This window comes from Pseudomonas sp. NPDC087612 (genome assembly GCF_044743505.1).
Classification (GTDB): domain Bacteria; phylum Pseudomonadota; class Gammaproteobacteria; order Pseudomonadales; family Pseudomonadaceae; genus Aquipseudomonas.
The window spans coordinates 121,782-147,979 of record NZ_JBIUWO010000007.1 but is presented as its reverse complement, the minus strand read 5'-3'; the positions used below and the strand labels follow the sequence as shown (position 1 = coordinate 147,979).

The 26,198-nt window shown below is 62.1% G+C and carries 24 protein-coding genes and 1 pseudogene; 16 read left to right on the top strand and 9 right to left on the bottom strand.

The annotated features are described in order from the left end of the window. The first annotated feature begins 172 nt into the window (after positions 1 to 172). Complete coding sequence (locus ACIOVF_RS16185; RefSeq protein WP_045201012.1) at positions 173 to 694, top strand: disulfide bond formation protein B; 522 nt, start codon at positions 173 to 175, stop codon at positions 692 to 694. Between the two features lie 227 nt (positions 695 to 921). Further along, on the top strand, positions 922 to 1,392 hold the full coding sequence (locus ACIOVF_RS16180) for an Rsd/AlgQ family anti-sigma factor (protein ID WP_045201014.1): 471 nt from the start codon (positions 922 to 924) through the stop codon (positions 1,390 to 1,392). A 15-nt stretch (positions 1,393 to 1,407) separates the two neighbouring features. Here the strand turns inward: ACIOVF_RS16180 and ACIOVF_RS16175 are convergent, their stop codons facing one another. Continuing rightward, on the bottom strand, positions 1,408 to 2,073 hold the full coding sequence (locus ACIOVF_RS16175) for an FKBP-type peptidyl-prolyl cis-trans isomerase (RefSeq protein WP_045201016.1): 666 nt from the start codon (positions 2,071 to 2,073) through the stop codon (positions 1,408 to 1,410). Positions 2,074 to 2,299: 226 nt separating this feature from the next. Here ACIOVF_RS16175 and ACIOVF_RS16170 point away from each other — a divergent pair, with 226 nt between their 5' ends. Next, entirely contained in the window at positions 2,300 to 3,364 is a 1,065-nt protein-coding gene (locus tag ACIOVF_RS16170) for an AlgP family protein (protein ID WP_082075495.1), read from the top strand. Here the strand turns inward: ACIOVF_RS16170 and ACIOVF_RS16165 are convergent. Further along, positions 3,340 to 3,822, bottom strand: a complete 483-nt coding sequence (locus ACIOVF_RS16165; protein ID WP_401290759.1) for a TIGR02444 family protein — start codon at positions 3,820 to 3,822, stop codon at positions 3,340 to 3,342. The two genes, ACIOVF_RS16170 and ACIOVF_RS16165, sit on opposite strands and share 25 nt — an antisense overlap. A gap of 50 nt (positions 3,823 to 3,872) precedes the next feature. Here ACIOVF_RS16165 and ACIOVF_RS16160 point away from each other — a divergent pair, with 50 nt between their 5' ends. The 3 genes from ACIOVF_RS16160 (at position 3,873) to ACIOVF_RS16150 (ending at position 7,086) form a co-directional block, all read left to right on the top strand. Then, positions 3,873 to 5,783, top strand: a complete 1,911-nt coding sequence (locus tag ACIOVF_RS16160; protein WP_045201019.1) for an ATP-binding cassette domain-containing protein — start codon at positions 3,873 to 3,875, stop codon at positions 5,781 to 5,783. Beyond that, complete coding sequence (locus ACIOVF_RS16155; RefSeq protein WP_045201021.1) at positions 5,783 to 6,370, top strand: mechanosensitive ion channel family protein; 588 nt, start codon at positions 5,783 to 5,785, stop codon at positions 6,368 to 6,370. Before ACIOVF_RS16160 ends, ACIOVF_RS16155 begins: the two co-directional genes overlap by 1 nt. Before the next feature lie 83 nt (positions 6,371 to 6,453). Further along, positions 6,454 to 7,086: a LysE family transporter gene (locus ACIOVF_RS16150; protein WP_045201023.1), complete on the top strand. Its 633-nt coding sequence runs from the start codon at positions 6,454 to 6,456 to the stop codon at positions 7,084 to 7,086. Positions 7,087 to 7,137: 51 nt separating this feature from the next. On the opposite strand, the gene ACIOVF_RS16145 is transcribed toward ACIOVF_RS16150, so the two are convergent. Genes ACIOVF_RS16145 through ACIOVF_RS16130 form a run of 4 tightly spaced genes read right to left on the bottom strand, consistent with a single transcriptional unit; the run spans position 7,138 to position 10,272 of the window. Then, complete coding sequence (locus tag ACIOVF_RS16145) at positions 7,138 to 7,878, bottom strand: hypothetical protein (protein WP_045201024.1); 741 nt, start codon at positions 7,876 to 7,878, stop codon at positions 7,138 to 7,140. A 3-nt stretch (positions 7,879 to 7,881) separates the two neighbouring features. Beyond that, positions 7,882 to 8,469: a penicillin-binding protein activator LpoB gene (gene lpoB / locus ACIOVF_RS16140; RefSeq protein ID WP_045201026.1), complete on the bottom strand. Its 588-nt coding sequence runs from the start codon at positions 8,467 to 8,469 to the stop codon at positions 7,882 to 7,884. Between the two features lie 24 nt (positions 8,470 to 8,493). After that, complete coding sequence (locus ACIOVF_RS16135) at positions 8,494 to 8,865, bottom strand: YcfL family protein (RefSeq protein WP_045201027.1); 372 nt, start codon at positions 8,863 to 8,865, stop codon at positions 8,494 to 8,496. Positions 8,866 to 8,874: 9 nt separating this feature from the next. After that, positions 8,875 to 10,272 carry a COG3014 family protein gene (locus tag ACIOVF_RS16130; protein ID WP_401290752.1) on the bottom strand — a complete coding sequence of 466 codons (1,398 nt, stop codon included), beginning with the start codon at positions 10,270 to 10,272 and terminating at the stop codon, positions 8,875 to 8,877. A 344-nt stretch (positions 10,273 to 10,616) separates the two neighbouring features. Between ACIOVF_RS16130 and ACIOVF_RS16125 the strand changes: the two genes are divergently transcribed. Continuing rightward, positions 10,617 to 12,515 (top strand): FTR1 family protein, encoded by a 1,899-nt coding sequence (locus tag ACIOVF_RS16125; RefSeq protein WP_401290749.1) that lies wholly within the window; start codon positions 10,617 to 10,619, stop codon positions 12,513 to 12,515. Positions 12,516 to 12,575: 60 nt separating this feature from the next. Next, positions 12,576 to 13,043 (top strand): YaiI/YqxD family protein, encoded by a 468-nt coding sequence (locus ACIOVF_RS16120; protein ID WP_093378193.1) that lies wholly within the window; start codon positions 12,576 to 12,578, stop codon positions 13,041 to 13,043. A gap of 87 nt (positions 13,044 to 13,130) precedes the next feature. Here the strand turns inward: ACIOVF_RS16120 and elbB are convergent, their stop codons facing one another. Then, positions 13,131 to 13,799 carry an isoprenoid biosynthesis glyoxalase ElbB gene (gene elbB / locus ACIOVF_RS16115; protein WP_045201032.1) on the bottom strand — a complete coding sequence of 223 codons (669 nt, stop codon included), beginning with the start codon at positions 13,797 to 13,799 and terminating at the stop codon, positions 13,131 to 13,133. A 102-nt stretch (positions 13,800 to 13,901) separates the two neighbouring features. Here elbB and ACIOVF_RS16110 point away from each other — a divergent pair. Next, positions 13,902 to 14,540: pseudogene (locus ACIOVF_RS16110) on the top strand (sterol desaturase family protein); the annotation flags it as partial. A gap of 501 nt (positions 14,541 to 15,041) precedes the next feature. Here ACIOVF_RS16110 and ACIOVF_RS16105 read toward each other — a convergent pair. Continuing rightward, positions 15,042 to 15,686, bottom strand: a complete 645-nt coding sequence (locus ACIOVF_RS16105) for a DedA family protein (protein ID WP_082075496.1) — start codon at positions 15,684 to 15,686, stop codon at positions 15,042 to 15,044. A 207-nt stretch (positions 15,687 to 15,893) separates the two neighbouring features. Here ACIOVF_RS16105 and hemB point away from each other — a divergent pair, with 207 nt between their 5' ends. Further along, positions 15,894 to 16,904: a porphobilinogen synthase gene (gene hemB / locus ACIOVF_RS16100; protein ID WP_045201037.1), complete on the top strand. Its 1,011-nt coding sequence runs from the start codon at positions 15,894 to 15,896 to the stop codon at positions 16,902 to 16,904. Between the two features lie 19 nt (positions 16,905 to 16,923). Next, complete coding sequence (ppk1, locus tag ACIOVF_RS16095) at positions 16,924 to 19,155, top strand: polyphosphate kinase 1 (RefSeq protein WP_045201039.1); 2,232 nt, start codon at positions 16,924 to 16,926, stop codon at positions 19,153 to 19,155. Here the strand turns inward: ppk1 and ppx are convergent. Beyond that, positions 19,142 to 20,644, bottom strand: coding sequence for an exopolyphosphatase (gene ppx / locus ACIOVF_RS16090; RefSeq protein WP_045201201.1), 1,503 nt, complete (start codon positions 20,642 to 20,644; stop codon positions 19,142 to 19,144). The genes ppk1 and ppx overlap by 14 nt on opposite strands. A gap of 241 nt (positions 20,645 to 20,885) precedes the next feature. On the opposite strand from ppx, the gene trxA reads away from it, so the two are divergent. The 5 genes from trxA to ACIOVF_RS16065 all read left to right on the top strand — a co-directional run bounded on the left by trxA (position 20,886) and on the right by ACIOVF_RS16065 (position 26,187). Then, positions 20,886 to 21,215 carry a thioredoxin TrxA gene (trxA, locus tag ACIOVF_RS16085; protein ID WP_045201042.1) on the top strand — a complete coding sequence of 110 codons (330 nt, stop codon included), beginning with the start codon at positions 20,886 to 20,888 and terminating at the stop codon, positions 21,213 to 21,215. 229 nt (positions 21,216 to 21,444) lie between these two features. Next, on the top strand, positions 21,445 to 22,704 hold the full coding sequence (gene rho / locus ACIOVF_RS16080) for a transcription termination factor Rho (protein WP_028942380.1): 1,260 nt from the start codon (positions 21,445 to 21,447) through the stop codon (positions 22,702 to 22,704). 129 nt (positions 22,705 to 22,833) lie between these two features. Further along, positions 22,834 to 24,300 carry a 4-hydroxy-3-polyprenylbenzoate decarboxylase gene (gene ubiD / locus ACIOVF_RS16075; RefSeq protein ID WP_045201047.1) on the top strand — a complete coding sequence of 489 codons (1,467 nt, stop codon included), beginning with the start codon at positions 22,834 to 22,836 and terminating at the stop codon, positions 24,298 to 24,300. Next, the gene (locus ACIOVF_RS16070; protein ID WP_045201050.1) at positions 24,301 to 25,269 is read left to right on the top strand and encodes a CDP-6-deoxy-delta-3,4-glucoseen reductase; all 969 of its coding nucleotides are present in this window, start codon (positions 24,301 to 24,303) and stop codon (positions 25,267 to 25,269) included. 276 nt (positions 25,270 to 25,545) lie between these two features. Next, complete coding sequence (locus ACIOVF_RS16065) at positions 25,546 to 26,187, top strand: gamma-glutamylcyclotransferase (RefSeq protein ID WP_045201052.1); 642 nt, start codon at positions 25,546 to 25,548, stop codon at positions 26,185 to 26,187. The last annotated feature ends 11 nt before the right edge of the window (positions 26,188 to 26,198 follow it).

Genomic DNA, 26,198 nt, shown 5'->3' with positions numbered 1-26,198 from the left:
CAAATCTCCTGCTTTAGCCGGTAATTTTTCCTTCAGATGCCCAGCTATCTTTCTTGCTTAGTTCGGGATACTTCCCTTGTCGTTCAGGGACGTGTCCCGGCTGTCTTGCCTTGATACAAGCCGCGCCTTTCCTCTACCGTTGTCGCCTGTCCATCGCGCTCCTGGATTCGCCATGTCGTTGGCCCGCTTGCGTTCACTGTTCTTCCCGGCGTTGCTGGCATCGGTACTGGTCCAGGCTGCCGCCTATTACCTGGAATTCGGCATGGGCCTGGTGCCTTGCCCGCTGTGCTACAGCCAACGTTTGTTTTTGGGCGCCTTTGCTCTGGTTTGCCTGTGCGCGGTAGTGCATTCCCCAGGGCGTCTGGGCACCCGCATCTATGCCGCGCTGGCGTTGTTCTTCGCCACCGGCGGGGCACTGTTGGCCGCCCGGCATGTCTGGCTGCAAGGCAATCCGGCGCTCTCGAGCATCGAATGCGAACCGGCTTTTGACTATGTCCTCGAAAGCATGCCAATGCTTCAGGTCGTCAAGGCAATGATCATCGGCAGCCCGGATTGCGTGCCAATCACCTGGAGTTTCCTCGACCTGACCATCCCTGAGTGGAGCCTTTTGTCGTTCGTCTTGCTGGCAACCCTGCCGACCTGTCGCCTGCTCGGTCGCACCCGGCCACTGTTCAGTCGCTCGGTAAAAAACTGAGGCGAAGTTTTTCACTGTGCAAGCGACCGGCGGCAAAGGATGGGCGGATTAAACACTTGTATGAACTTTGTCGCGTGCGTACCTTGAAGGCTAGGGCGCACGGGAATAATCTCCCTGCACGCATACCGAAAACACAGCTGCTCGATGCCGCTCTGCTGACTTCACCTTTGCTCTGCACATTTGCGGCGCGGGGGCAGGGGGCATTACCCAGAAGGGAAGAGATCGCCATGCTAGATAGTTGTCAGAATGCTCAGGAACGCTGGGGTGGGGTCCATAAACTCATTGACCGCTGGTTGGATGAGCGTGCAGAGCTGGTGACGGCTTTCCGCGAGCTGCGTGATGCCAAACCGGCCTTTGCCGACAAGGACAAGAGCCGGGACTTCTGTGCGGTACTGGTCGACTACGTGTCAGCCTGGCATTTCGAAGTGAGCGAGCAACTGGTCAGCGAAGCCAAGGCGTTTGGCGATACTCGCGGGCTCGAGCTGGCCAAGCAGATCAGCCCGCGCATTGATGCAATTACCGAAATCGCGTCGGCCTTCAACGATCATTGCGACAAGGGCGACTGCAATGACTCTGAGCGCTTCGCGAAAAAGCTTCGCGAGCTGGGCAGTTTGCTGCACGAACGTTTCGAACTCGAAGACTGCCTGATCGAAGTGCTGCACACCGCGCACAGCGAAGAAGGCGCAGTCCAGGCTTGAGGGTGCTGCCGACCCTCAGTCGGCAACCCCGAGCAACTCGATCTCGAACACCAGCGGCGTATAGGGCGCAATCAGGTCGCCCGCGCCTTCGGCACCGTAGGCCTGCGCCGAAGGAATCACCAGTCGCCATTTCGACCCGCTCGCCATCTGTGGCAATGCCACTTGCCAGCCCTCGATCACACTGTCCAGATTGAACCATTGCGGCTGCTGGTTCTGATCGAACACCGTGCCATCCGGCAACTTGCCAACATAGCGAACCTGGACTTTGCCGCCGGCTTTTGGCTTGCTGCCAGTACCGGCCTGCAACTCGCTCACGAGTATCCCTTCAGCCAGTTCACGCACTCCGGCCCGGGCCCGTTCAGTGGCCAGGAATCGTTTTTCCGCGCTCAGCAATTGTTCGCTTTGTGCTTGAACTGCAGCTTGGTTGGCCTGGGCATCATGTTCGCTGAGTATTGCCGCCATGCGTTCTTGGCTCAGGGCCAATGGCTTGTTCTGATAAGCCTGGCGCAAGCCATCGATCAAGGCATCGAGTTGCAGGCCGGGAACTTCCGTGCGCAGGCGCTCGCCCAGGCTGGCACCCAGGCTGTAAGCCAGGTCATGGTCGCTGGCGGGTTTAGTATCAGGCGCTGCAATTAACGCTGTTGGCAACAGCAACAGGGTAAGGACTAGATAACGCGGCACAGGCTCGCTCCTGCTTCAGAGGAAATAAAGTATGCCAGCCTTCGCTCGTCACTTCGTGTAAATATCAGCAACACTTTGTGCAGCATCTACACTTGTTTCCAGCTGCAGCGATAACAACTTTGCCCAGGCATGCAACGCGGCGCATTTAATACTGTCAACATGCCCTAGCGGCGGTAGCAGCAGAAGCATAGTATGAGCCGCAATCTCGTCAGCCAGGAGGTAAACCATGTCGGCCAATAAGAAGCCAGTAAGTACGCCGTTGCACCTGCTCCAGCAACTCTCGGGCAGCCTGCTCGATCATTTGGAAAATGCCTGCTCGCAAGCGCTGGCTGATGCTGAAAAACTACTCGCCAAGTTGGAAAAACAACGTGGCAAGGCCCAGGAAAAACTGCACAAGTCGCGGCTGAAACTGCAGGACGCTGCCAAGGCTGGCAAAGCCAAGGCGCAGAAAAAAGCCAAGGACGGGGTGAGTGAACTGGAAGGTTTGCTCGACTCGCTGAAAGACCGCCAAACGCAAACCCGCACCTACATCCTGCAGCTCAAGCGTGACGCTCAGGAAAGCCTGAAACTGGCCCAGGGCGTTGGCAAGGTCAAGGAAGCTGCCGCCAAGGCATTGAGCGTGCGTTCGGCCAAACCTGCTGTTGCAGCAGCCAAGCCCGCAGCAAAACCTGCCGCCAAAGCACCGGCCAAACCTGCGGCGAAAACCGCAGCAGCCAAACCCGCAGCCAAGCCAGCGGCTAAACCTGTGGCCAAAGCGCCAGCCAAGCCAGCGGCGAAAACCGCAGCGGCTAAACCTGCCGCCAAGCCAGCGGCCAAACCAGCAGCGGCGAAAGCACCTGCCAAGCCTGCAGCAAAAACTGCAGCAGCCAAGCCTGCCGCCGCTAAACCTGCGGCAAAAACCGCAGCTGCCAAGCCAGCGGCCAAACCTGCGGCTAAAGCGCCAGCCAAGCCAGCGGCTAAAACCGCAGCGGCCAAGCCTGCCGCCAAGCCAGCGGCCAAACCAGCAGCGGCGAAAGCACCTGCCAAGCCTGCAGCCAAACCAGCAGCGGCAAAACCTGCAGCCAAGCCGGCCGCTAAACCTGCCGCAGCTAAAGCGCCGGCCAAACCCGTTGCCAAACCGGCAGCCGCTAAACCTGCAGCCAGGCCAGCCGCTGCCAAGCCAGCTCAGCCTGTAGCTGCCAAGCCTGCTACTCCAGCAGCGCCTGCAGCACCCGCTGCTTCTGCACCGGCAACCACAGCGCCAGCAGCTTCGGTAGCATCGACCACTCAGACCCCGTCTTCGGCGTCCTGAGTCGTCAGCATTACGGCGCGCAGCCTTTGCAGCGCGTCGTGATGCGCACCGGCGCCTTCGGGTGCCAGCCAGCCTATCCAGTCCACTTCGGCTTCGGGCGTTGCTGCCCAGTCTTTGCAGGCCGTCTCCAGGCGCTCCAGCAAGATGCGTTCTGCCGCTAACTCCAGGCCTTTTACCTGCTCGCGCAATACCGCCAGTTGCGCATCCTTGGCTGCTTCGTCACGCCAGGATTGGCGCAGTGCGCGCAACGGTTTCACCACCTCGGTTTGCCACGCCTCGGCGAGTACCTCGAGTTGTTTAACCCGTTGTTCGTTCGCTGCGATACCGCGTGCGCCGAGCCACACGCCGCACAGCAGCAGGCAGACGTCGCCACCCCGGGCCTGCCATTGCAGGCAGGCGGCTTCTACGCCCGGTCGAGCGTAGAGCTTCAGGGCAAAATTCCACAGGTCGGTGTGCATGGTCCCACTCGCGCCAGTTGCCGACGAAGCTGGTAGACTCCGCGGCCATTATGATCAGACTATCGAACCTCACTTTACAGCGTGGTCCACAGCGCCTGCTAGAAGGCGCCGAGATGACCTTGCACGCCGGCCAGAAAGCCGGCCTGATCGGTGCCAACGGCGCCGGTAAATCCAGCCTGTTCGCCTTGTTGCGCGGTGAGTTGACGCCCGACTCGGGCAACTGCCAGCTGCCAGCAGACTGGCGCATCGCGCACATGCGCCAGGAGGTCGACACCCTCGAGCGCCTGGCGGTCGACTATGTGCTCGACGGCGATGCCCGCCTGCGCAAGGTCCAGGCCGACCTGGCTGCGGCCGAAGCTGCCCACGACGGCACTGCACTGGCACGCCTGCATATCGAGCTCGACAGCGCCGACGGTTATACCGCCGATGCGCGGGCGCGCAAGCTGCTGGCAGGCCTGGGGTTTACCAACGAGCAGATGGACCGCCGGGTCGGCGACTTCTCTGGTGGCTGGCGGATGCGCCTGAACCTGGCCCAGGCCCTGATGTGCCCGTCTGACCTGTTGCTGCTCGACGAACCGACCAACCACCTGGATCTGGACGCCATCCTCTGGCTCGAAGACTGGCTCAAGGGCTATCCGGGCACGCTGCTGCTGATCTCCCACGACCGTGACTTCCTCGATGCCGTGGTCGATCACGTCGCCCATGTCGAGCAGTGCAAGCTGACCCTCTACCGTGGTGGCTACACCGCGTTCGAGCGCACCCGTGCCGAACGCCTGGCGCAGCAGCAACAAGCCTACGAGAAGCAGCAGGCGCAGCGCGCGCACATGGAAAAGTACATCGCCCGGTTCAAGGCCCAGGCCACCAAGGCCCGTCAGGCGCAGAGCCGGATCAAGGCCCTGGAGCGCATGGAGGAGCTGTCGGCGGCGCATGTCGATTCGCCGTTCGACTTCGTTTTCCGCGAGTCGGAGAAAATCTCCAGCCCGCTGCTCGACCTGTCCGAAGCCCGCCTGGGCTATGGCGACAAGACCATCCTCGAGAAGGTCAAGTTGCAGCTCACCCCGGGGGCGCGGATCGGCCTGCTCGGCCCCAACGGCGCGGGCAAGTCGACCCTGATCAAGAACCTCGCCGGCGAACTGGAGCCGCTCAGCGGGCGCCTGGTACGCGGCGAGAACCTCTCGGTTGGCTACTTCGCCCAGCACCAGCTCGACTCGCTGGACAACAAGGCCAGCCCGTTGCTGCACCTGCAGCGCCTGGCGCCGACCGAGCGCGAGCAGACCTTGCGAGACTTCCTGGGTGGATTCGATTTCCGCGGCGCGCGCATCGACGAGCCGGTGGTGAATTTCTCCGGCGGCGAAAAAGCCCGCCTGGCCCTGGCCCTGATCGCCTGGGAGCGGCCGAACCTGTTGCTGCTCGACGAACCGACCAACCACCTGGACCTGGAAATGCGCCTGGCGCTGACCATGGCCCTGCAGGAGTTCAGTGGTGCGGTGTTGGTGGTCTCTCACGACCGTCACTTGCTCAAGAGCACCACCGATGACTTCCTGCTGGTCGCCGACGGCAAGGTCGAGACCTTCGACGGTGACCTGGACGACTACACCCGCTGGCTGGTCGAGTACCGTCAACGCAATGCCCCGGTCAGCACTGCGCCGGTCAATGCCGACAAGACCGACAAAAAGGCCCAGCGCCAGGCCGCTGCCGCCCTGCGTCAGCAACTGGCACCGCACAAGCGTGAAGCCGACAAGCTCGAACGCGAGCTGGGCACCGTGCATGAGCAACTGGCCAAGGTTGATGCCAGCCTGGCTGACAGCGCCCTGTATGAAGCCGCGCGCAAGGACGAGTTGCGTGAGCTGTTGGCCCAGCAGGCCAAGCTCAAGGTTCGTGAAGGGGAGCTCGAGGAAGCCTGGATGGCCGCCCTGGAGACCCTCGAGGGCATGCAGGCGGAGCTGGAGGCGTTGTCCTGATGGAGTCTTTGCAGTTGCCATTGCCGGTGGAATGGATCGCTCCGTTCTGGCTGGGTTTGCAGATCCTGCTGATACTTTCGGCGGCGTTCATCCTGCAGCGCGTGGTTGCCCGTTGCCTCAAGCGCCTGGGCGAGCGCTACCCGTTGCCACCGGAGCTGCTGATGCCGCTGCGTGGTGGCCTGCGCTGGCTGATCATGGGCAGTGCGCTGATCTTCGTGCTCGAGCGCCTGGGGGTTTCCGCCACGGTGCTGTGGACCGCACTGTCCGGGTTCGTGGCGGTTGCCGCAGTGGCGTTCTTCGCCATGTGGAGCGTGCTGTCGAACCTGCTGTGCGCGGTGCTGATCTTTACCGTCGGGCCGTTTCGCATCGGCGATGTGGTGGAACTGGTGGAAACCATCGACAAGCCGGGCGTCAAAGGCCGGGTGGTGGCCATCAACCTGTTGTTCACCACCTTGATCGAACTGCCGGAAGCGGGCGGTGCGTTGGTGCAAGTGCCCAACAGCCAGTTCTTCCAGAAATCGGTGCGGCGCTGGCGCGGTGCCGAAGTGCTGCCGCTGGTGAGCGAGAGCAAAACCCCGGGCAATTGATCGATCGCAGAAAAAAATCGTGGTGATTTTTTCGCCAGGGCACTAGCTTAGAGGTTTGTAACAAGATAGTGCCGAGGTGCGCGATGTCATTGGAAACGTGGTTGGCATTTTTTGCCGCTTGCTGGGTGATCAGTCTGTCGCCGGGTGCCGGGGCCATTGCCTCGATGTCCTGCGGCCTGCAATACGGCTTCTGGCGCGGCTACTGGAACGCGCTAGGCCTGCAGCTGGGCCTGGTGCTGCAGATTGCGATCATTGCCGCCGGCGTCGGTGCCATCCTCGCGGCATCGGCCACCGCATTCCAGGTGATCAAATGGTTCGGCGTGGCCTACCTGGTGTACCTGGCGGTCAAACAGTGGCGGGCGCTGCCGGCTGACATCAGCGACGAATCCGCCGTGCGCCCGATCGGCAAGCCGTTGAGCCTGGTGTTCCGTGGCTTTCTGGTCAACGTCAGCAACCCCAAGGCGCTGATCTTCATGCTCGCGGTGCTGCCGCAGTTCATCAATCCGCATGCGGCGCTGGTGCCGCAGTACCTGATCATTGCCGCGACCATGGTCACGGTCGATCTGATGGTCATGGCCGGTTACACCGGGCTTGCGGCCAAAGTGCTGCGCCTGTTGCGTACGCCCCGGCAGCAGCGGCGGATGAACCGCACCTTTGCCGGACTGTTCCTGGGGGCTGCGACCTTGCTGGCGACCATTCGCCGCGCGCCGGTGTAGGAAAACAAGCAGCATAAAAAAAGGCGACCCGAAGGTCGCCTTTTTACTTTCTCAACGCAGGATCTGCGCTGGCTCGTCAGGCGGCAGGTTGTTGCGCGCCGGGGTGCGTTCACGCTCCGGCATCGCGCCTACCAGCTGTTCGGCCAGTTGCTTGGCAACGTCCATGCCCAGTTCCTTGGAAACCTCACGTACCACCCGTGGGCGGTTGAGGGTGACCCGAACATCCTGGCTGTTGACCAGCTTGGTGTCCTGGCCCTCACCCATGGCGGTGAACGCCGAGGTGATCTCGTAGGTCTTGGTGTTGATCAGGCTGAAGTCGGCCACCAGGCTCAGGCCGAGGATCGCCGAATAGCTGTTGGTGTTGTCCAGGGAGGTGATATCGCGCTGGAAGTCGATATCCGACAAGGTACCGAACAGCACGTAGTCAGCACCTTTGAAGTTGCCGTTCTTGATGCGGCGGATAACGTCGTAGACGTCAGCCTTGGCATCGGCGGTGTACGGCGTACCCTGGACCAGCTGGAACATCCCGGACTTGAGAATCTCGCCCTTGATGTCGCCGCTGAACTTGCGCAGCTCGGTCTGCTCGATGTAGCTCTCGCTGCTTTCGAACTCGCTGTAGCTCGACGAACCACTGGCGTGGTACATGCTCGCCTGGCTGCTGTTCTGCGCCGAGACCATGTGGATGTACTGCTCCACACGCTCCTGGTAGGCGAGGTCGGTTACTGCGACTTTTGGGGCCGCTTGCACGCTGAACGCGCAAGCCAGGCCCAGAATGCCCATCCATGCACGCATTGCTTAGCGCTCCGTGGTCTTGCGGATTTCTTTCTCGTCCATCCACTCGGCCAGGCCGCTCTCGACGTCGATCAGCTGCAGGCTGAACTTGTAGAACACGTCCTTGTAGTCGCTGCTGCGCTTGACGATCGAGCTGATCGAGCCTTCCAGGCGGTACTTGGCGGCGATCATGTTGCCGGTCTTGGCCACGGTGCCTTTCTTGTACAGGCCGCTCTGGTTCTGCAGCTTGAGCTGGTCAACCTGGCTCTGCATCTGGGTGTTGTCGCTGGCGAAGCGGGCGGTGCCGGACTTCATCAGCTGGGTTTTGATCGACGTGGTGATCTCGCGGGTATCGATGTACTCGCTGGTCTTGTTCTTCACGTCATAGACCTGCACCACCGGGCGACCCTGGAGGATGCCGGACTGGGCCAGCGAGCGGGTCATGGACTCGGCGATCATCTGCAGGTCGGTCGAACCGAACTCGTTGGTGACCAGTTCCACGGCCTTGCTGTCGCCGTAGCCGATGTTCTTGCCGCCCAGGACCGGCGACGGGGTGCTGCAGCCGCTGACCAGGGCAATGGCAATGGCGGCGAGGGAAATACGTGCAATCATGAAAATGTGCTCCTGCAAAAATGATTACTGAGACTGAACTTCGATACGGAAGTCGGTGGCCTGGGATACCGGGGCAATCGCCGGCAACACGCTGGCCTGCTTGCCATACAGGGTGACGGTCTTCCAGCTCTCTTCATCGGCCACCGGGAAACCGTCGTTGCCCAGCCAGGCGAAGCGGTAGAACAGGGTCTTGTTGCTGCTGCTGGTGTTGTTCAGGGACACCTTGACGGTCAAGAAGCCGTTCTCGCGCGCAACGCGCATCGGGCCGGTCTCGATGTTCTTCAGGTTGCCCATTTTCACCACTTTGCTGGCAGCGCTGCCCGGCTCTGGTGGTGGCGGGGTCGCGCAACCGGCCAGCAGGGCTGTGACGAGAACGGCGAGCAATTTGATACGCATGGCGTTTCCTTAAGGTTGTTTGAGGCTGGCGACGGCCTGGCCAGTGGCTTTTGGTGCCACCTGCAGGGCAGGGCCACCGGCGAAGACCTGGTTGCCGACGACGCGCAGGGTGACCACCTGGAACGGCCGGTCAATCTTCACGCTGACCTGGCTGCCGCCCAGGCTCGAAGGCAGGCTCAACTGGTGTTCGCCCTGACGCAGGCGCACGCGGGCTACCTGGGTTTCATCCGGCAGGGTGCGCCAGGTACGGGTGTCGGCACCTTCGGTGATGGTCGAGGCGATACCCAGTGCCAGGCCAGCCAACGGGTTGGCGTCGTTCAGTTGCTTTTGCGCCACACCACGAGAGATAGCCCGCACGCTGGTGCGCAGGATGATCCCCGGCATGTCGTCACGCAGGGCGCGGCGGGACATGGCAGTGGTGCTGTTGAGTGCGGTCAGCTTCAGCGAGTGGTCGTTGAGGTAGATTTCGCTGAAATGCGCGGTGGAAGTGTCTTCCTTGATCACCGGGAACGACAGCGGGGTGATCACCAGGTTGCCGCTGATCGGCAGCGGCAGCGGGACGCGCACCGAGTCGCGGGCCGGAGCGAGGCCGCTCTGGATCACGATCAGCACATCGCTTTCAGTGGCTTTCGCCGCTGGCTTGTCCAGGTCGAGCAGGGCTTTTTCCAGCAGCGGGGTGTTCGGGCGCAGTTCGGCAGCCTTGCGGTAGCCCGGTGCGGCCAGGCCTTTCTCACCCAGGGCTTCGTAGACATAGCCAGACAGGTAGTGGCTGAACGCACTCTGGTAGCTGTTCTTGAGGCCCACCACTTCTGGCGCGTCGAGGCTGGCGACCGGGTAACCCTGAAGGTCCTTGTACTCGGTCTTGACGCCTTCTTTCTCGGCCTCTTCTTCGCGCTTGAGGTATTCCTTGTCGCGCAGCTCGGCAATCACCGCTTCGCGCTCGTGGGTCTTCTTGATTTCGGTACGGGCGCCGTCGAAGTCGTTCTGGGCCAGCAGGTTGAGGGCCATCTGCGTGGTCAGCATGACTTTTTCGTAGTCATAGCCTTCGTAGCGGCGCACCTTGTCGTTGACCAGGTAGCTGCCGAACTGGCTCAGGTACTTGTCGGTGTCGAGCTTGACCGACTCTTCCCACTTGAACACCACGTCATCGGCACTGCGCCAGGCCAGCTGGCTGCCGGCCAGGTCGCCCTTGGAGCGCAGCAGTTCGCCTTTCTCGAAGTAGTAGAGAAGGTCTTTGTCCTCACCCTTGTTGTTTTTTTCCAGCAGCGCCAGGGCCGCGTCGACGTTGCCGCTGGTCAGGTGCTGGTTGGTTTCCTGAAGTTCGCTGTCATAGCTGCGAAAGGCCGAGCAACCAGCCAGTTGAACGGCCGCGATCAGTGTCGCGACGGTGAGGACACGGGATGCCATCTGAATTCTTCTTCCCTGAATTGATGAAAAGCCTGGGGGCGAGAAGGCTGTCATCCCTTTGGCAATATCGCCAAATCCTCTTAAAAGAAGAGCCAAAATTCTGATCCGCTATATAGCGGCGCGGCATTATAAACGCATTTGCTGGCTAAATAATGGCGTTGTGCTTTAGGAATTTGCCGTCGTGCCAGCATTCAGCTATCGGCCGACGAACGGTCGTTCTTTAATCGGGAGGTGTCGCAGGGTATTTGTCACATAATTTTTCAAGGATTCATCTGGCAAGCCTTGAGCGAACGGCAGTGGAAGTGAACAATGCTTTACCTCGTATTTCCATTTGAGAGTCGCTCATGATTCCCCGTTCCCGCTTACTCGCCTGGCTGCTCTGGCCGGTGCTGGCGCTGAGCAGTGCCACGCTGCTGGCCGACAGCCCCGATGGCGCTGCCAAGGCCCTGCACCTGCTCGATTACATCGGTGCCGATTACCCGGCCACCGTCGAGGCGGGCAAGGTAATCGACGACGGCGAATACCGCGAACAGCTCGAATTCCTCGATGTGTTGCAGGGATTGATCGGCGCCTTGCCGGCGCGCGCTGAGCGCCAGGCCCTGGAGCAGGGCGTGGTCAACTTGCGTACGGCGGTCAGCCAGCGCCAGGACGGCGCGGTGGTCGCCCGCCAGGCCCGTCAGCTTGGCGCGCAACTGGCGGTGGCCTATGAGGTCAGCCAGGCGCCGATCATTACCCCGGACCCGAGTCGCGGTGCGCCGCTGTATGCCCAGCATTGCTCGGTGTGTCATGGCGACACTGGCGCCGGCGACGGCCCCGCCGGCCTCGGCCTGACCCCGCCGCCGGCCAACCTGCGCAGCCTCGAACGGCTGGATCGCCTGAGCCTGTTCGACCTGTACAACACCCTCGGCCTGGGCATCGAAGGCACCGACATGCCGTCGTTCGCCGACCAGCTTGACGAGCGCCAACGCTGGGACCTGGCGACCTATGTCGCCAGCTTCACTGCCGACCCGGCCAAGGCCAAAGGCGATAAAACCTACAACCTGGCCGACCTGGCCCGTCAGACCCCGGCCGAAATTGAAGCCAGCGAAGGGCCAGAGGCACTCGCCCGGTTCCGCGCCCAGCGTGCGCAACCGCCGCAGGTCCAGCGCGGCCCGGCGCAACTGCTGGACTACACCGCCAGCACCCTGGACAAGAGCCTGGCGGCCTATCAGGCCGGTGATCACGAGCAAGCCTACGACCTGTCGGTAGCGGCCTACCTGGAAGGTTTCGAGCTGGTCGAAAGCTCGCTCGACAACGTCGATGCCAACGTACGCAAAGACACCGAGAAATCCCTGATGGCCTACCGTCAGTCGCTGCAGGACGGCCTGCCGCTGGAGCAGGTACAGCAGCGCCTGGGCGCCGCCAAGGCCAAGCTCAAGGACGCCGCCGGCCTGCTCGGCGGCGATGGCCTGAGCTGGTCGCTGAGTTACATTTCCGGCTTGCTGATCCTGCTGCGCGAAGGTCTGGAAGCGATTCTGGTACTGGCGGCGATCCTCGCCTTCCTGCGCAATACCGGCCAGCAATCGGCGGTGCGCAGTGTCAACGTCGGCTGGGGCCTGGCCTTGCTGGCCGGGCTGGGTACCTGGGCATTGGCGGCCTATGTAATCGACGTTAGCGGCGCCCAGCGTGAACTGCTCGAAGGCTGCACGGCGCTGTTTGCCAGCGTCATGGTGCTGTGGCTGGGTGTGTGGATGCACGATCGCCGGCACGCGGCGGCCTGGCAGGATTACATCAAGAGCAGCCTGGTCAGTGGTGGCGGGCGCTTTGGTTTTGCCGTGCTGGCGTTTTTCTCGGTGTACCGTGAGCTGTTCGAGGTGATCCTGTTCTACGAAACCCTCTGGCTGCAGGCCGGCCCTGCCGGGCACAACGCGGTACTGGCCGGTGGTGCCACGGCACTGGTGCTGCTGGTGGGCCTGGCCTGGGTGATCCTGCGCGGCTCGGCCAAACTGCCGCTGGCGTTGTTCTTCAGCATCAACGCGGCGCTGCTGTGCGCCTTGTCGGTGGTGTTTGCCGGGCACGGGGTCAAGGCGCTGCAAGAGGCCGGGGTGTTCGGTACCCGGCCGGTGGCGTTCTTCGATTTCGACTGGCTGGGCATTCACGCCGACGCCTATTCACTGGCCGCGCAGCTGGTGGCCTTGTTGGCCATTGCCATCCTTTACGGGCGCAGCCGCCTGGCCGAGAAGCGCCGCCAGCCAGCGGGCTGATTTGAAGGCAAACGGGCGAGCAGGGATACTGTTCGCCCGTTTTTGTTGGAAATCTGTGCCATGCGTGTGTGGATCGATGCCGACGCCTGCCCCAAGGCGGCCAAGGATCAACTGGTCAAGTTCGCCCTCAAGCGTCAGCTGGAAGTGGTGCTGGTGGCCGGCCAGAGCCAGATCAAGCCGGCTTTTGCCTGCGTCAAGCTGATCGTCGTGCCCAGCGGGCCGGATGCCGCCGACGATTACCTGGTCGAGCACGCGGTGCCCGGCGAACTGGTGATCTGCAGCGACGTGCCGCTGGCCGATCGCCTGGTCAAGAAAGGCGTTGCCTGCCTCGACCCGCGCGGCAAGGAGTTCGACGAGCGCAACATGGGTGAGCGGCTGGCGGTGCGCAACCTGTTCACCGACCTGCGCGAGCAGGGGCAGGTCGGCGGCGGCCAGGCGCCGTATGGCGATCGCGAGAAGCAGGCGTTTGCCAACGCCCTGGACCGCATTCTTACGCGGCTGAGTAGGAGCGGGCTTGCCCCGCGATGAGGTCCGTGATCTCAGCGCATCATGTGGTGCCTGGACGACGACCGCTTCGCGCGCGATCGCGGGGCAAGCCCGCTCCTACAGGGGTGTTCAGTCATTCTCGTGGGTCAGTTCCAGCACCCGGTCGACCAGTTTGTAGATGCCGCCGGCGGCTTCGCTGATGCTTTTCGCCAGCATGTAGGCCGGGGTGCTGACCAGCTTGCGCTGGGTGTCTTCGACGATGTCATGGACATCGCATTCCTCATGGGTGCCGCCCATCTTGACGATGGCCGCGCTGGTGCCGGCATCGCTGCCAATGGTGCAGACCACGCCGGGGCCGTAGATTTTCGCCGCAAGGGCCGGCGAGATGCAGATCAGGCCGACCGGCTTGCCGGCTTCGGCAAAGGCTTCGGCCAGGGCCAGGACGTCCGGGTGCACGCTGCAGCCTGCGCCTTCAACGGCAAAGTTCGAAAGGTTTTTCGCCGCGCCAAAGCCGCCCGGCACGATCAGCGCGTCGAAGTCCTTGGCGTCGGCTTCGCGCAGGTCCTTGACCTCGCCGCGAGCGATGCGCGCCGATTCCACCAGCACGTTGCGGGTCTCGGGCATTTCTTCGCCGGTCAGGTGGTCGATCACGTGCATCTGCGCAATGTTCGGTGCAAAGCACTGCACCTGCGCGCCGCGCTGGTCCAGGCGCAGCAGGGTGATCACGCTTTCGTGAATTTCGGCGCCGTCATACACGCCACAGCCGGAAAGAATCACAGCAACTTTTTTCTGGGTCATGCTCACTACTCCCGATTCGAGGCGCTAAATGTCCTCTAGTTTGGCAGATGTCGCCATAGGGTTTATGCCATTCCCGGCCTAATCTTGCTGGATAGGCTGGAGATGAAAAGACCCATGGACCTGATCCTCTTGGCGGTACCGTTTTTCATTGTTCTGATCGTTGCCGAATTGCTCGCTGATCGATTGCGCGGCATGTGTACCTATCGCCTGGCAGATGCCATCAACAGCCTCAGCACCGGCGTGCTGTCGACCACCACCGGCCTGCTGACCAAGGGCGTCGGCCTGGTGACCTATGCCTTGGCCTGGGAACACCTGGCGCTGTTCAAACTGCCGGGCGAAGCCTTGTGGGTGTGGGTACTGGCGTTTGTCGTCTATGACTTTTGCTATTACTGGCTGCACCGTATGGGCCACGAGCGCAACATCCTCTGGGCCGCCCATTCGGTGCATCACCAGAGCGAGGACTACAACCTGTCCACGGCCCTGCGCCAGACCAGCAGCGGCTTCTTGCTGTCGTGGATCTTCTACCTGCCGCTGGCCGTGTTGGGGGTGCCGCCGCTGGTGTTCATCACCGTCGCGGCGCTGAACCTGCTGTACCAGTTCTGGGTGCACACCCGGCACATCCCCAAGCTGGGCTGGCTGGAATGGCTGTTCATTACCCCGTCCAATCATCGCGTCCACCATGCGCAGAACCCTCTGTACTTGGATCGCAACTACGGCGGAGTGTTCATTGTCTGGGATCGTCTGTTTGGCACCTTCCAGGAAGAGGACGACAACGAGCCGGTGATTTTTGGCGTGACCACGCCTTTGGCCAGCTGGAACCCGCTGTGGGCCAACCTGCAGTTCTATGCCCAGTTGTGGAGCGATGCGCGGCATGCCGAGCGTTGGTGGGACAAGCTGCGGATCTGGTTCATGCCCACCGGCTGGCGGCCGGATGACGTTGCCCGGCGTTATCCGCAAGCCAAGCAGGACTTGAGCCGCTTCCAGAAATTCGAGGTGCCGCTGGCCTGGCCGCAGCAGTTGTATGTGGCGCTGCAGTTCGCGGTGTACGTAGGCTTGGGCAGTTACTTGATGGAGCGCGCCGAGCAGTTGTCGGTGGCTGCCCTGGTGCTGGGCTGCGGCTTGATGGCATTTGGTTTGTTCGTGCTCGGCACGGCCCTGGAGAACCGCCCCTGGGCTTTGCGGCTGGAGCTACTGCGCCTGGGGCTGAATGTCCCGGCCATGGTCCTGGCCGGGATGACGGGCTCAGGGCCGGTCACTGCCCTGGCTTGGGTCCTGCTGCTTGGCTACAGCCTGCTCAGCCTTTTCGGCCTCTACGGCAGCCGCTTCCTTGCGCGCAATGCGCGCGGCCTTGAAGCGCCGGCGCAGCCACAGGCAGCCACCGAGCACCAGCAGGCCGCCGAGCACCCATAGCTCGTATTTCTTCACGTTGCCCAGCAGGCCTTCGAGAATGGCGCCGAAGTGATAGGCGGCGGCGCCCAGGGCCAGGGCCCAGATGGCCGCACCAATGCCGTTGAGCAGCAGGTAGCGGCGCGGCGGGTAGCCGGACAAACCGATGGCCACCGGCATCACCGTGCGCAAACCGTAGACGAAGCGAAAACTCAGGACCCAGATGTCCGGATGGCGGCGAATGTGCTCCAGCGCACGGTCGCCCATCATCTGCCAGCGCGGTTTGCGTGCCAGCAACTTGCGCCCGTGACGGCGCCCCATGAAGTACCACAGCTGGTCGCCGGCATAGCTGCCGAAGAAGGCCACCACGACCACCAGGTTGATATCCATGTATCCGCGGAACGCAAGGAAGCCTGCGAGAACCAGGATGGTCTCACCTTCGAAAAACGTGCCGAGAAAAAGGGCAAAGTAGCCGAAATCCTGCAGGAATTGTTGGAGCATTTTCTGGGTGCTGGCGAAATGAACGCGCAGCCTAACCCTTCGTGGCCTTTGGGGAAAGTGTCCAAATGTGTCTCGACGTGAACATTTCCTACAAGGACAATGACTGCGTCCTCAAGTCGCAGGGTTGCCCTTGCCTGTCATACAGGCGTCATAATGGCCGCTTATAACTGTCGCGCTCGCCCGCCTGCGCGGGCTCAGGAGTCTGCCGTGAGCTTTACCCCCGCTAACCGTTTGTTTCCTGCCACCCGTCTGCGTCGCAACCGTCGTGACGACTTCAGCCGTCGTCTGGTTCGCGAAAATGTTCTGACTGTCGATGACCTGATCCTCCCGGTGTTTGTCCTTGATGGCGAAAACCGCCGTGAAGAAGTCGCCTCGATGCCGGGCGTCGAGCGTCTGTCCATCGACCTGTTGCTGGAAGCTGCGCAAGAGTGGGTAAACCTCGGGATTCCAGCCCTGGCGCTGTTCCCGGTCACCCCGGTAGAGAAAAAATCCCTCGACGGCGCTGAAGCCTGGAACCCCGACGGCATCGCCCAGCGCGCCACCCGCGCCCTGCGTGAGCGCTTCCCGGAACTTGGGGTGATCACCGACGTTGCCCTAGACCCGTTCACCACCCACGGCCAGGACGGTATCCTCGACGAAGAAGGCTACGTTCAGAACGACATCACCGTCGATGCCCTGGTGCGTCAGGCGCTGTCTCACGCCGATGCCGGTGCCCAGGTGGTCGCGCCATCGGACATGATGGACGGGCGCATCCAGGCCATCCGTGAAGCGCTGGAGCTGGCCGGTCACGTCAACGTCCGCATCATGGCCTACTCGGCCAAGTATGCCAGTGCCTACTACGGTCCGTTCCGCGATGCGGTCGGCTCGGCGCTGAACCTGGGCAAGGCCAACAAGGCCTCCTACCAGATGGACCCGGCCAACAGTAACGAGGCCCTGCACGAAGTGGCCGCCGACCTGTCGGAAGGCGCCGATATGGTCATGGTCAAACCGGGCATGCCGTACCTGGATATCCTTCACCGGGTCAAAGACGAATTCAAAGTACCGACCTTCGTTTACCAGGTCAGCGGCGAGTACGCCATGCACATGGCGGCGATTCAGAACGGCTGGCTCAGTGAAGGGGTTATCCTTGAATCCCTCACCGCTTTCAAACGGGCGGGCGCCGATGGCATTCTCACCTATTTCGCTGTTCGCGCTGCTCAATTGATGAGAGGGCAGTAACGCCCTTCAGGAACGCTAGATGAATAACGAAGTACTTACCGACGTTGCAGTCAAAGACGCCCAGCCCGTGCCCGAGCAACTGGTCGAGACCCCGCCACAGCCGCCTGCGGTTGCCGAGCCGGTGGTCGAGGCCCCGGCGCCGGCGCCAGTGGCTGCGCCTGCCATCGTCATTCCCGGTCTGGACGACAGCAGCCTGTACATTCACCGCGAATTGTCCCAGCTGCAGTTCAACATCCGCGTGCTTGAGCAGGCGCTGGATGAGTCCTATCCGCTGCTGGAGCGGCTGAAGTTCCTGCTGATCTTCTCCAGCAACCTGGATGAGTTCTTCGAAATTCGTGTGGCGGGCCTGAAGAAGCAGATCACCTTTGCCCGTGAACAGGCCGGCGCCGACGGCTTGCAGCCGCACCAGGCGCTGGCGCGGATCAGCGAGCTGGTGCACGGCGAGGTCGATCGCCAGTACGCGATCCTCAACGACGTGCTGCTGCCGGAGCTGGAAAAGCACCAGATCCGCTTCATTCGCCGCCGCCACTGGAACACCAAGCTCAAGACCTGGGTGCGACGCTTCTTCCGCGACGAAATCGCGCCGATCATCACCCCGATCGGCCTCGATCCGACTCACCCGTTCCCGTTGCTGGTGAACAAGAGCCTGAACTTCATCGTCGAGCTTGAAGGCATCGACGCCTTCGGCCGCGATTCGGGCCTGGCGATCATCCCGGCGCCGCGTTTGCTGCCGCGGGTGATCAAGGTGCCGGAAGAGGTCGGTGGGCCTGGCGACAACTATGTGTTCCTGTCGTCGATGATCCACGCTCACGCCGATGACCTGTTTCAGGGCATGAAGGTCAAGGGCTGCTACCAGTTCCGCCTGACCCGCAACGCCGACCTGGCGCTGGACTCCGAAGATGTCGAAGACCTGGCCCGGGCCCTGCGCGGCGAGCTGTTCTCGCGTCGTTACGGCGATGCGGTGCGCCTGGAAGTGGCCGACACTTGCCCCAAACACCTCTCCGACTACCTGCTCAAACAGTTCAGCCTGAGCGAGAGCGAGCTGTACCAGGTCAACGGCCCGGTCAACCTGACCCGGCTGTTCAGCATCACCAGCCTGGACAGCCATCCGGAGCTGCAATACACGCCGTTTACCCCGGCAATCCCCAAGCTGTTGCAGAACAGCGAGAACATTTTCAGCGTGGTCAGCAAGCAGGACATCCTGCTGATGCACCCCTTCGAGTCGTTCACCCCGGTAGTCGACCTGCTGCGCCAGGCCGCCAAGGACCCGCATGTACTGGCTGTGCGCCAGACCCTGTACCGCAGCGGTGCCAATTCGGAGATCGTCGACGCGCTGGTCGACGCCGCGCGTAACGGCAAGGAAGTCACTGCGGTGATCGAGCTGCGTGCGCGTTTCGACGAAGAGTCCAACCTGCAGATGGCCAGCCGCCTGCAGGCCGCCGGTGCGGTGGTGATCTACGGTGTGGTGGGCTTCAAGACCCACGCCAAGATGATGCTGATCCTGCGCCGCGAAGCCGGCGAGATCGTCCGCTATGCGCACCTGGGCACCGGTAACTACCACGCCGGCAACGCCCGCCTGTACACCGACTACAGCCTGCTGACCTCCGACGACGCCCTGTGCGAAGACGTCGGCAAGCTGTTCAGCCAGCTGATCGGCATGGGCAAGACCCTGCGCATGAAGAAGCTGCTGCACGCGCCGTTCACCCTGAAAAAGGGCATGCTCGACATGATCGCGCGCGAAACCCAGTTCGCCCTCGACGGCAAGCCTGCGCACATCATCGCCAAGTTCAACTCGCTGACCGATCCGAAGATCATCCGCGCGCTGTACAAGGCCAGCCAGTCAGGGGTGCGTATCGACCTGGTGGTGCGCGGCATGTGTTGCCTGCGTCCGGGTATTGCCGGGGTGTCGCACAACATTCAGGTGCGCTCGATCATCGGCCGCTTCCTCGAGCACACGCGGGTGTTCTACTTCCTCAATGGCGGCGAAGAGCAGATGTTCCTCTCCAGCGCCGACTGGATGGAGCGCAACCTCGACAAGCGCGTCGAGACCTGCTTCCCGGTCGAGGGCAAGAAACTGATCCTGCGGGTGAAAAAGGAACTCGAAGGGTATCTGACCGACAACACCCACGCCTGGATCCTGCAACCGGATGGCCGTTACGTACGCAGCACGCCAACCGGCAACCAGAACCCGCGCAGTGCCCAGGCCGCTCTGCTCGAGCGCCTGAGCAACCCGGTGCTTATCGTACGCTGAGGACGAAGCCGACCCGGGCCAGCCATTCTGCCTCCAGGCCGAAGTCGGCCTGGGTCAGCTGGTTTTCTTCCAGCCAGCCGGCCGGGAACTCGACGTCCAGGCTGTCGCCCTTGGCGTGCAGGGTGACCGTGGGCATCTGCTGGGTGCCGCGGATGTGATGGAACAGGATCGCGAAGCGCAACAGTACGCACAGGCGAATCAGCTTGGCGGCGTCCTCGCCGAATTCGGCGAACTTATCCTTGGGAATGTTGCGGCGATGGCCGCGCACCAATAGCGCCAGCATCAGCTGGTCTTCCCGGGAAAAGCCGGCCAGGTCGGAGTGCTCGATCAGGTAGGCGCCGTGCTTGTGGTAATGGTAGTGGGCGATGTCCAGGCCCACTTCATGCACCTTGGCTGCCCAGCCCAGCAGTTCACGCCAGATGCCGTCTTCCAGGTCCCAAGCCTTGGCCACCTGGTCGAAGGCGTGCAGCGCCTTGCGCTCGACCCGTGCCGCCTGGCCCTGGTCAACGTGATAACGCTCCATTAGCGAGGTCAGGGTGCGCTCGCGCACGTCTTCGTGGTGGTGGCGGCCGAGCAGGTCGTAGAGCACGCCTTCACGCAGGGCGCCGTCGCAGTGGTCCATGCGCTGTAGCTCAAGGGCGTCGAAAATCGCTTCGAGAATCGCCAGGCCCGCCGGGAAGATCGCCCGGCGGTCGGGTTTGACCCCGTCAAAATCGATCTTGTCGGTTTCTCCCAGCTTGAACAGCTTGCGCTTGAGCCAGGCCAGGCCTTCGGCATTGACCTCGCCGCTGCCCATGCCGCCGGATTTGAGCGCCAGGCCGATGGCGCGGATGGTCCCCGAGGAGCCGATGGCTTCGTCCCAGGTCAGGCGATGCAGGGCGTTCTCGATGCTCATCAGCTCCAGGCGTGCGGCGGTGTAGGCCTGGGCATAACGCGCCGGGGTGATCTTGCCGTCGCGGAAATAACGCTGGGTATAGCTGACGCAGCCCATCTGCAGGCTTTCGCGCAGCAGCGGTTCAAAGCGCTGGCCAATGATGAATTCGGTACTGCCGCCGCCGATATCGGCGACCAGGCGCTTGCCTGGCGTGTCGGCCAGCGTGTGGGACACGCCGAGGTAGATCAGGCGCGCTTCTTCACGACCGGAGATGACTTCCACCGGGTGGCCGAGGATGGCTTCGGCGCGGCGGATGAATTCGCCGCGGTTGCGGGCTTCGCGCAGGGCGTTGGTGCCAACGATGCGCACGGCGCCGTCGGGCATGCCGTTGATCAGTTGGGCAAACCGCTTGAGGCAGTCCAGGCCGCGTTGCATGGACTCTTCGCTGAGCTGGCGCTCTTCATTGATGCCGGCGGCCAGCTGAACTTTTTCGCCGAGCCGCTCAAGGATGCGGATCTCGCTATGGTGGGCCTTGGCGACCACCATGTGGAAACTGTTGGAGCCCAGGTCTATGGCAGCGATCAAGGACAGATTCTTGGCTGTGGTTTGCGGCATGGTCATGGGTTCTCGGTCGATAACCCGGCAATCCTGCCACGATCCGGCGCTGGCGCCAACGCGCAGCGTATCAAGGCTTGATATGGGGCAGGTTGTGCGGGAATTATGACTTTCCCGCGACAGCAGCGATATGCGCGGTCATGCACAACTATAGTTACACTCAATCGTTCCTGGCTTCCTGTAGGCAGCCGGTGCAGCTATGATGGGCCACGTTTTTTTGCTTACGACCTTGGAGACTTCCATGAGCAGCGATCTTATCAAACACGTCACCGACGCCACCTTCGAAGCCGAAGTCCTGAAGGCTGAAGGCCCGGTGCTGGTCGACTACTGGGCTGAATGGTGCGGCCCTTGCAAAATGATCGCTCCGGTTCTGGACGACATCGCCGCTACCTACCAGGGCAAACTGACCGTCGCCAAGCTGAACATCGACGACAACCAGGAAACCCCGGCCAAGCACGGCGTGCGTGGCATCCCGACGCTGATGCTGTTCAAGAACGGCAACGTCGAGGCCACCAAGGTCGGCGCGCTGTCGAAATCTCAGCTGGCAGCCTTCCTGGACGCCAATATCTGAGTGAAATTAGCCCCGCATTCGTCGGGGCTTTTCTTTATCTGGTGACTAGACGCCAGAAAAAGCAGGTGTTACATTCGGCCTCGCACTGTTTCTTCGGTGCCCTCTGCACGCCGTCGCCGACGCATCCCTAATTCGAATCAGTACGCGATCCTGTCGCCTTCTTTGCGGCGCGGCTTCATTAAGCCAGAAGCTTAATTCCCCCTTCTTACATGATTACGTCACTCCCCTTATGAACCTGACTGAACTCAAGCAAAAGCCGATTACCGATCTGCTCGAAATGGCCGAACAGATGGGCATAGAAAATATGGCCCGTTCGCGCAAGCAAGATGTGATTTTCTCCCTGTTGAAAAAGCATGCGAAAAGCGGCGAGGAAATCTCCGGTGACGGCGTGCTGGAGATTCTCCAGGACGGCTTCGGCTTCCTGCGCTCGGCCGATGCCTCGTACCTGGCCGGCCCGGACGACATCTACGTGTCGCCAAGCCAGATCCGTCGCTTCAACTTGCGTACCGGCGACACCATCGTCGGCAAGATCCGCCCGCCAAAAGAAGGCGAGCGTTACTTCGCCCTGCTGAAAGTCGACACCATCAACTTCGACCGGCCGGAAAACGCGAAGAACAAGATCCTGTTCGAAAACCTGACGCCGCTGTTCCCTAACGAGCGCCTGAAGATGGAAGCCGGCAACGGCTCCACCGAAGACCTCACCGGCCGGGTTATCGACCTTTGCGCCCCGATCGGCAAAGGCCAGCGCGGCCTGATCGTCGCTCCGCCAAAAGCGGGCAAGACCATCATGCTGCAGAACATCGCGGCCAACATCACCCGTAACAACCCCGAGTGCCACCTGATCGTTCTGCTGATCGACGAGCGCCCGGAAGAAGTAACCGAAATGCAGCGCACCGTGCGCGGCGAAGTGGTTGCCTCGACCTTCGACGAGCCGCCAACCCGCCACGTGCAGGTTGCCGAAATGGTTATCGAGAAGGCCAAGCGCCTGGTTGAACACAAGAAAGACGTGGTCATCCTGCTCGACTCCATCACCCGTCTGGCCCGTGCCTACAACACCGTGATCCCGAGCTCCGGCAAGGTCCTCACCGGTGGTGTCGATGCCCACGCCCTGGAGAAGCCGAAGCGTTTCTTCGGCGCCGCGCGTAACATCGAAGAGGGCGGCTCGCTGACCATCATCGCCACCGCGCTGGTTGAAACCGGCTCGAAGATGGACGAAGTGATCTACGAAGAGTTCAAGGGTACCGGCAACATGGAACTGCCCCTGGACCGCAAGATCGCCGAGAAGCGCGTCTTCCCGGCCATCAACATCAACCGTTCGGGTACCCGTCGCGAAGAGCTGCTGACCGCCGACGACGAGCTGCAGCGCATGTGGATCCTGCGCAAGCTGCTGCACCCGATGGATGAAGTGGCTGCAATCGAGTTCCTGATCGACAAACTCAAGCAGACCAAGACCAACGACGAGTTCTTCTTGTCGATGAAGCGCAAGTAAACTGTTGCGCTGGGCAAGAGCCGGGGCGACCCGGCTTTTTGCTATCTGTACTTTGGCTATTCTGAGCAGCCGAGTTCGGCGCTACACTCTGCAGCCCGACCGCTACGGCAGCCAATACGAGGCTTTTGCATGCAGTATCGCGATTTGCGCGACTTTATCCGTGGCCTGGAACAGCGCGGCGAACTCAAGCGCATCCAGGTGCCGATCTCTCCAGTCCTGGAAATGACCGAAGTCTGCGACCGCACCCTGCGCGCCAAAGGCCCGGCCCTGCTGTTCGAAAAACCTACCGGCTTCGACATCCCGGTGCTGGGCAACCTGTTCGGCACCCCGGAGCGGGTGGCGATGGGCATGGGCGCCGAGTCGGTCAGCGAGCTGCGTGAAATCGGCAAGCTGCTGGCCTTTCTCAAAGAGCCCGAGCCGCCGAAAGGCCTCAAGGACGCCTGGTCGAAGCTGCCGATCTTCAAGAAGGTCGTGTCCATGGCGCCGAAGGTGGTCAAGGACGCGGCATGCCACGAAGTGGTCATCGAAGGTGATGATGTCGACCTCGGCCTGCTGCCGGTGCAGCACTGCTGGCCGGGCGACGTTGCGCCGCTGATCACCTGGGGCCTGACCGTGACCCGCGGGCCGAACAAGGACCGCCAGAACCTCGGCATCTACCGTCAGCAGGTGATTGGCCGCAACAAGGTCATCATGCGCTGGTTGAGCCATCGCGGCGGCGCCCTGGACTATCGCGAATGGTGCGAGAAGCACCCGGGTCAGCCGTTCCCGGTGGCGGTGGCCCTGGGCGCCGACCCGGCGACCATCCTTGGCGCCGTGACCCCGGTGCCCGATACCCTCTCCGAGTACGCCTTCGCCGGCCTGTTGCGCGGCAACCGTACCGAGCTGGTCAAGTGCCGTGGCAACGACCTGCAGGTGCCAGCCACCGCCGAAATCATTCTCGAAGGCGTGATCCATCCGGGTGAAATGGCCCCGGAAGGCCCGTACGGCGACCACACCGGCTACTACAACGAAGTCGACAGCTTCCCGGTGTTCACTGTCGAGCGCATCACACACCGCAGCAAGCCGATCTATCACAGCACCTACACCGGCCGTCCGCCGGATGAGCCGGCGATTCTCGGCGTGGCGCTGAACGAAGTATTCGTGCCGATCCTGCAAAAGCAGTTCCCGGAAATCACCGACTTCTACCTGCCGCCGGAAGGCTGCTCGTACCGCATGGCGGTGGTGACCATGAAAAAGCAGTACCCAGGACACGCCAAGCGCGTGATGCTGGGTGTCTGGTCGTTTTTGCGACAGTTCATGTACACCAAGTTCGTTATCGTTACGGACGACGATATCAACGCGCGGGACTGGAACGACGTGATCTGGGCGATTACCACGCGCATGGACCCCAAGCGCGACACGGTAATGATCGACAACACCCCGATTGACTACCTGGACTTCGCTTCGCCGGTGTCCGGGTTGGGGTCGAAGATGGGCCTGGATGCGACGCACAAGTGGCCGGGTGAAACCACCCGCGAGTGGGGACGGGTCATCGTCAAGGACGAAGCCGTCACCCGGCGGATCGATGAGCTGTGGAACCAGTTGGGAATAGACTAAATGCAGGTAACCTTGCAGCCGTCCGGGGCCGTGTTGGCGCTCAAGCCCGGAGAAAGGATTCTGGATGCGGCGCGACGCCTGGGCTACGACTGCCCGCAAAGCTGTCGCAATGGCAACTGCCATGTCTGCGCCGCGCTGCTGGTCGAGGGCCGGGTGCGTCAGGATGGCGTCGAGCGTGATCACGGCGAGCTGTTCACCTGCATCGCCGAGCCACTGGAGGACTGCGTCTTGTTGTGGGATGGCGTGCTGGCCCTGGGCGAGCTGCCGGTACGGACCCTGGCCTGTCAGCTCAGCGAGTGTGTCGAAGTCGGCGGCGACGTCTGGCGCGTGCGCCTGCGGGCGCCTGCCGGCAAGCCACCGCGCTACCATGCCGGCCAGTACCTGATGATCGAGCGAGACAGCGGCGACAAGGCTGCCTTCTCGCTGGCCTCGGCGCCGCACAGTGGCCGCGACCTCGAGCTGCATGTACTGGCCCGCGAGAACAGTGCCCTGGAGCTGATCGCTCAGTTGCGGCGCAACGGCATGGCGCGGCTGCAGATGCCCTTTGGTGACACCCACCTGGCCGAATTGCCGGACGGCCCGCTGGTGCTGATCGCGGCCGGCACCGGCATGGCGCAGATGCACAGCCTGATCGAACATTGCCGGGCCAGCGGCTTCAAGCACCCGGTGCACCTGTACTGGGGCGTGCGCCTACCGGACGACTTCTACCAGATCGAGCACTGGGCCGAGTGGGAGAGTCTGCCCAACCTGTTCCTGCACAAGGTGGTCAGCGACCTGTGCGGCTGGGAAGGGCGCTGCGGCCTGTTGCACGAGGCGGTATGCGAAGACATCAGTGACCTGGCCGGCGTGCATGTGTACGCCAGCGGTTCGCCAAACATGATCTACGCCACCCTCGACGCACTGGTCGACGCCGGCATGGATGCGCATCAAATGCGCGCCGATGTATTCGCTTATGCCCCGCGCAATTGATTGACGGAATAAGGCACGCTGCAACAGCGTGCCGGTTTAAATAACTGCCGGTGCCACCAGCGGTGATAAGCCAATAATTATTGCCGGCAACGAAAATAACTTTCGCTACACTTGAAACAGTGCACCCGTTATCGCACCGGTGCGGCCTTTATCGCCGTCTCATGGCGTCTGGGGGCTTGTATTGCGGCGCTTATCTGCCGTACGGTAACTCTGTGCACAGTGCGTTGCTTTATAGTGCCATGCGTTGGTAATTCATGGGGAAGTGTGGCGGCAGCTATGTCGGCGATCGAAACGGTATCTTTGAATGTGGCCTATCCGCCGTTGCTTGATTTCGGCGAACAGTTAACTCGCGAGCAACTTGTGCATTCAGTTCAACACACCATGTCCCGGCACCAGGGTGGCCCGGTATGGTTGTTTGCCTACGGCTCATTGATCTGGCGCCCGGAGTGTAATGCCGCCGAACGGCGACGGGCACGGGTGCACGGCTATCATCGCGGGCTGTATTTGTGGTCCCACGAGCACCGCGGCACGCCGGAATGCCCGGGCCTGGTCTTTGGTCTCGACCGCGGCGGTTCGTGCAGTGGCTTTGCCTACCGCCTGCCGGACGACTGCCTGGAAGATTCGTTGCTGGCCTTGTGGCAGCGGGAAATGCCTTACCCTGCGTACCGCCCGCACTGGCTCAATTGCCGGCTTGAGGACGGCAGCAAGGTCCAGGCCCTGGGGTTTGTGTTGGAGCGGCATTTGCCATGCTATGCCGGCAACCTGCCGGACACCCTGCTCAGTCAGATATTTGCCAATGCCAAGGGCCGTTACGGCAGCACCCGCGATTATGTCGAGCAGACCCTCAATGCCTTGCGCAGCCATGCCATGCCCGATCGCAACCTGGAGGCGCGTTTTCGGCGCTGCCATTCCAGGTAGGAGCGGGCTCA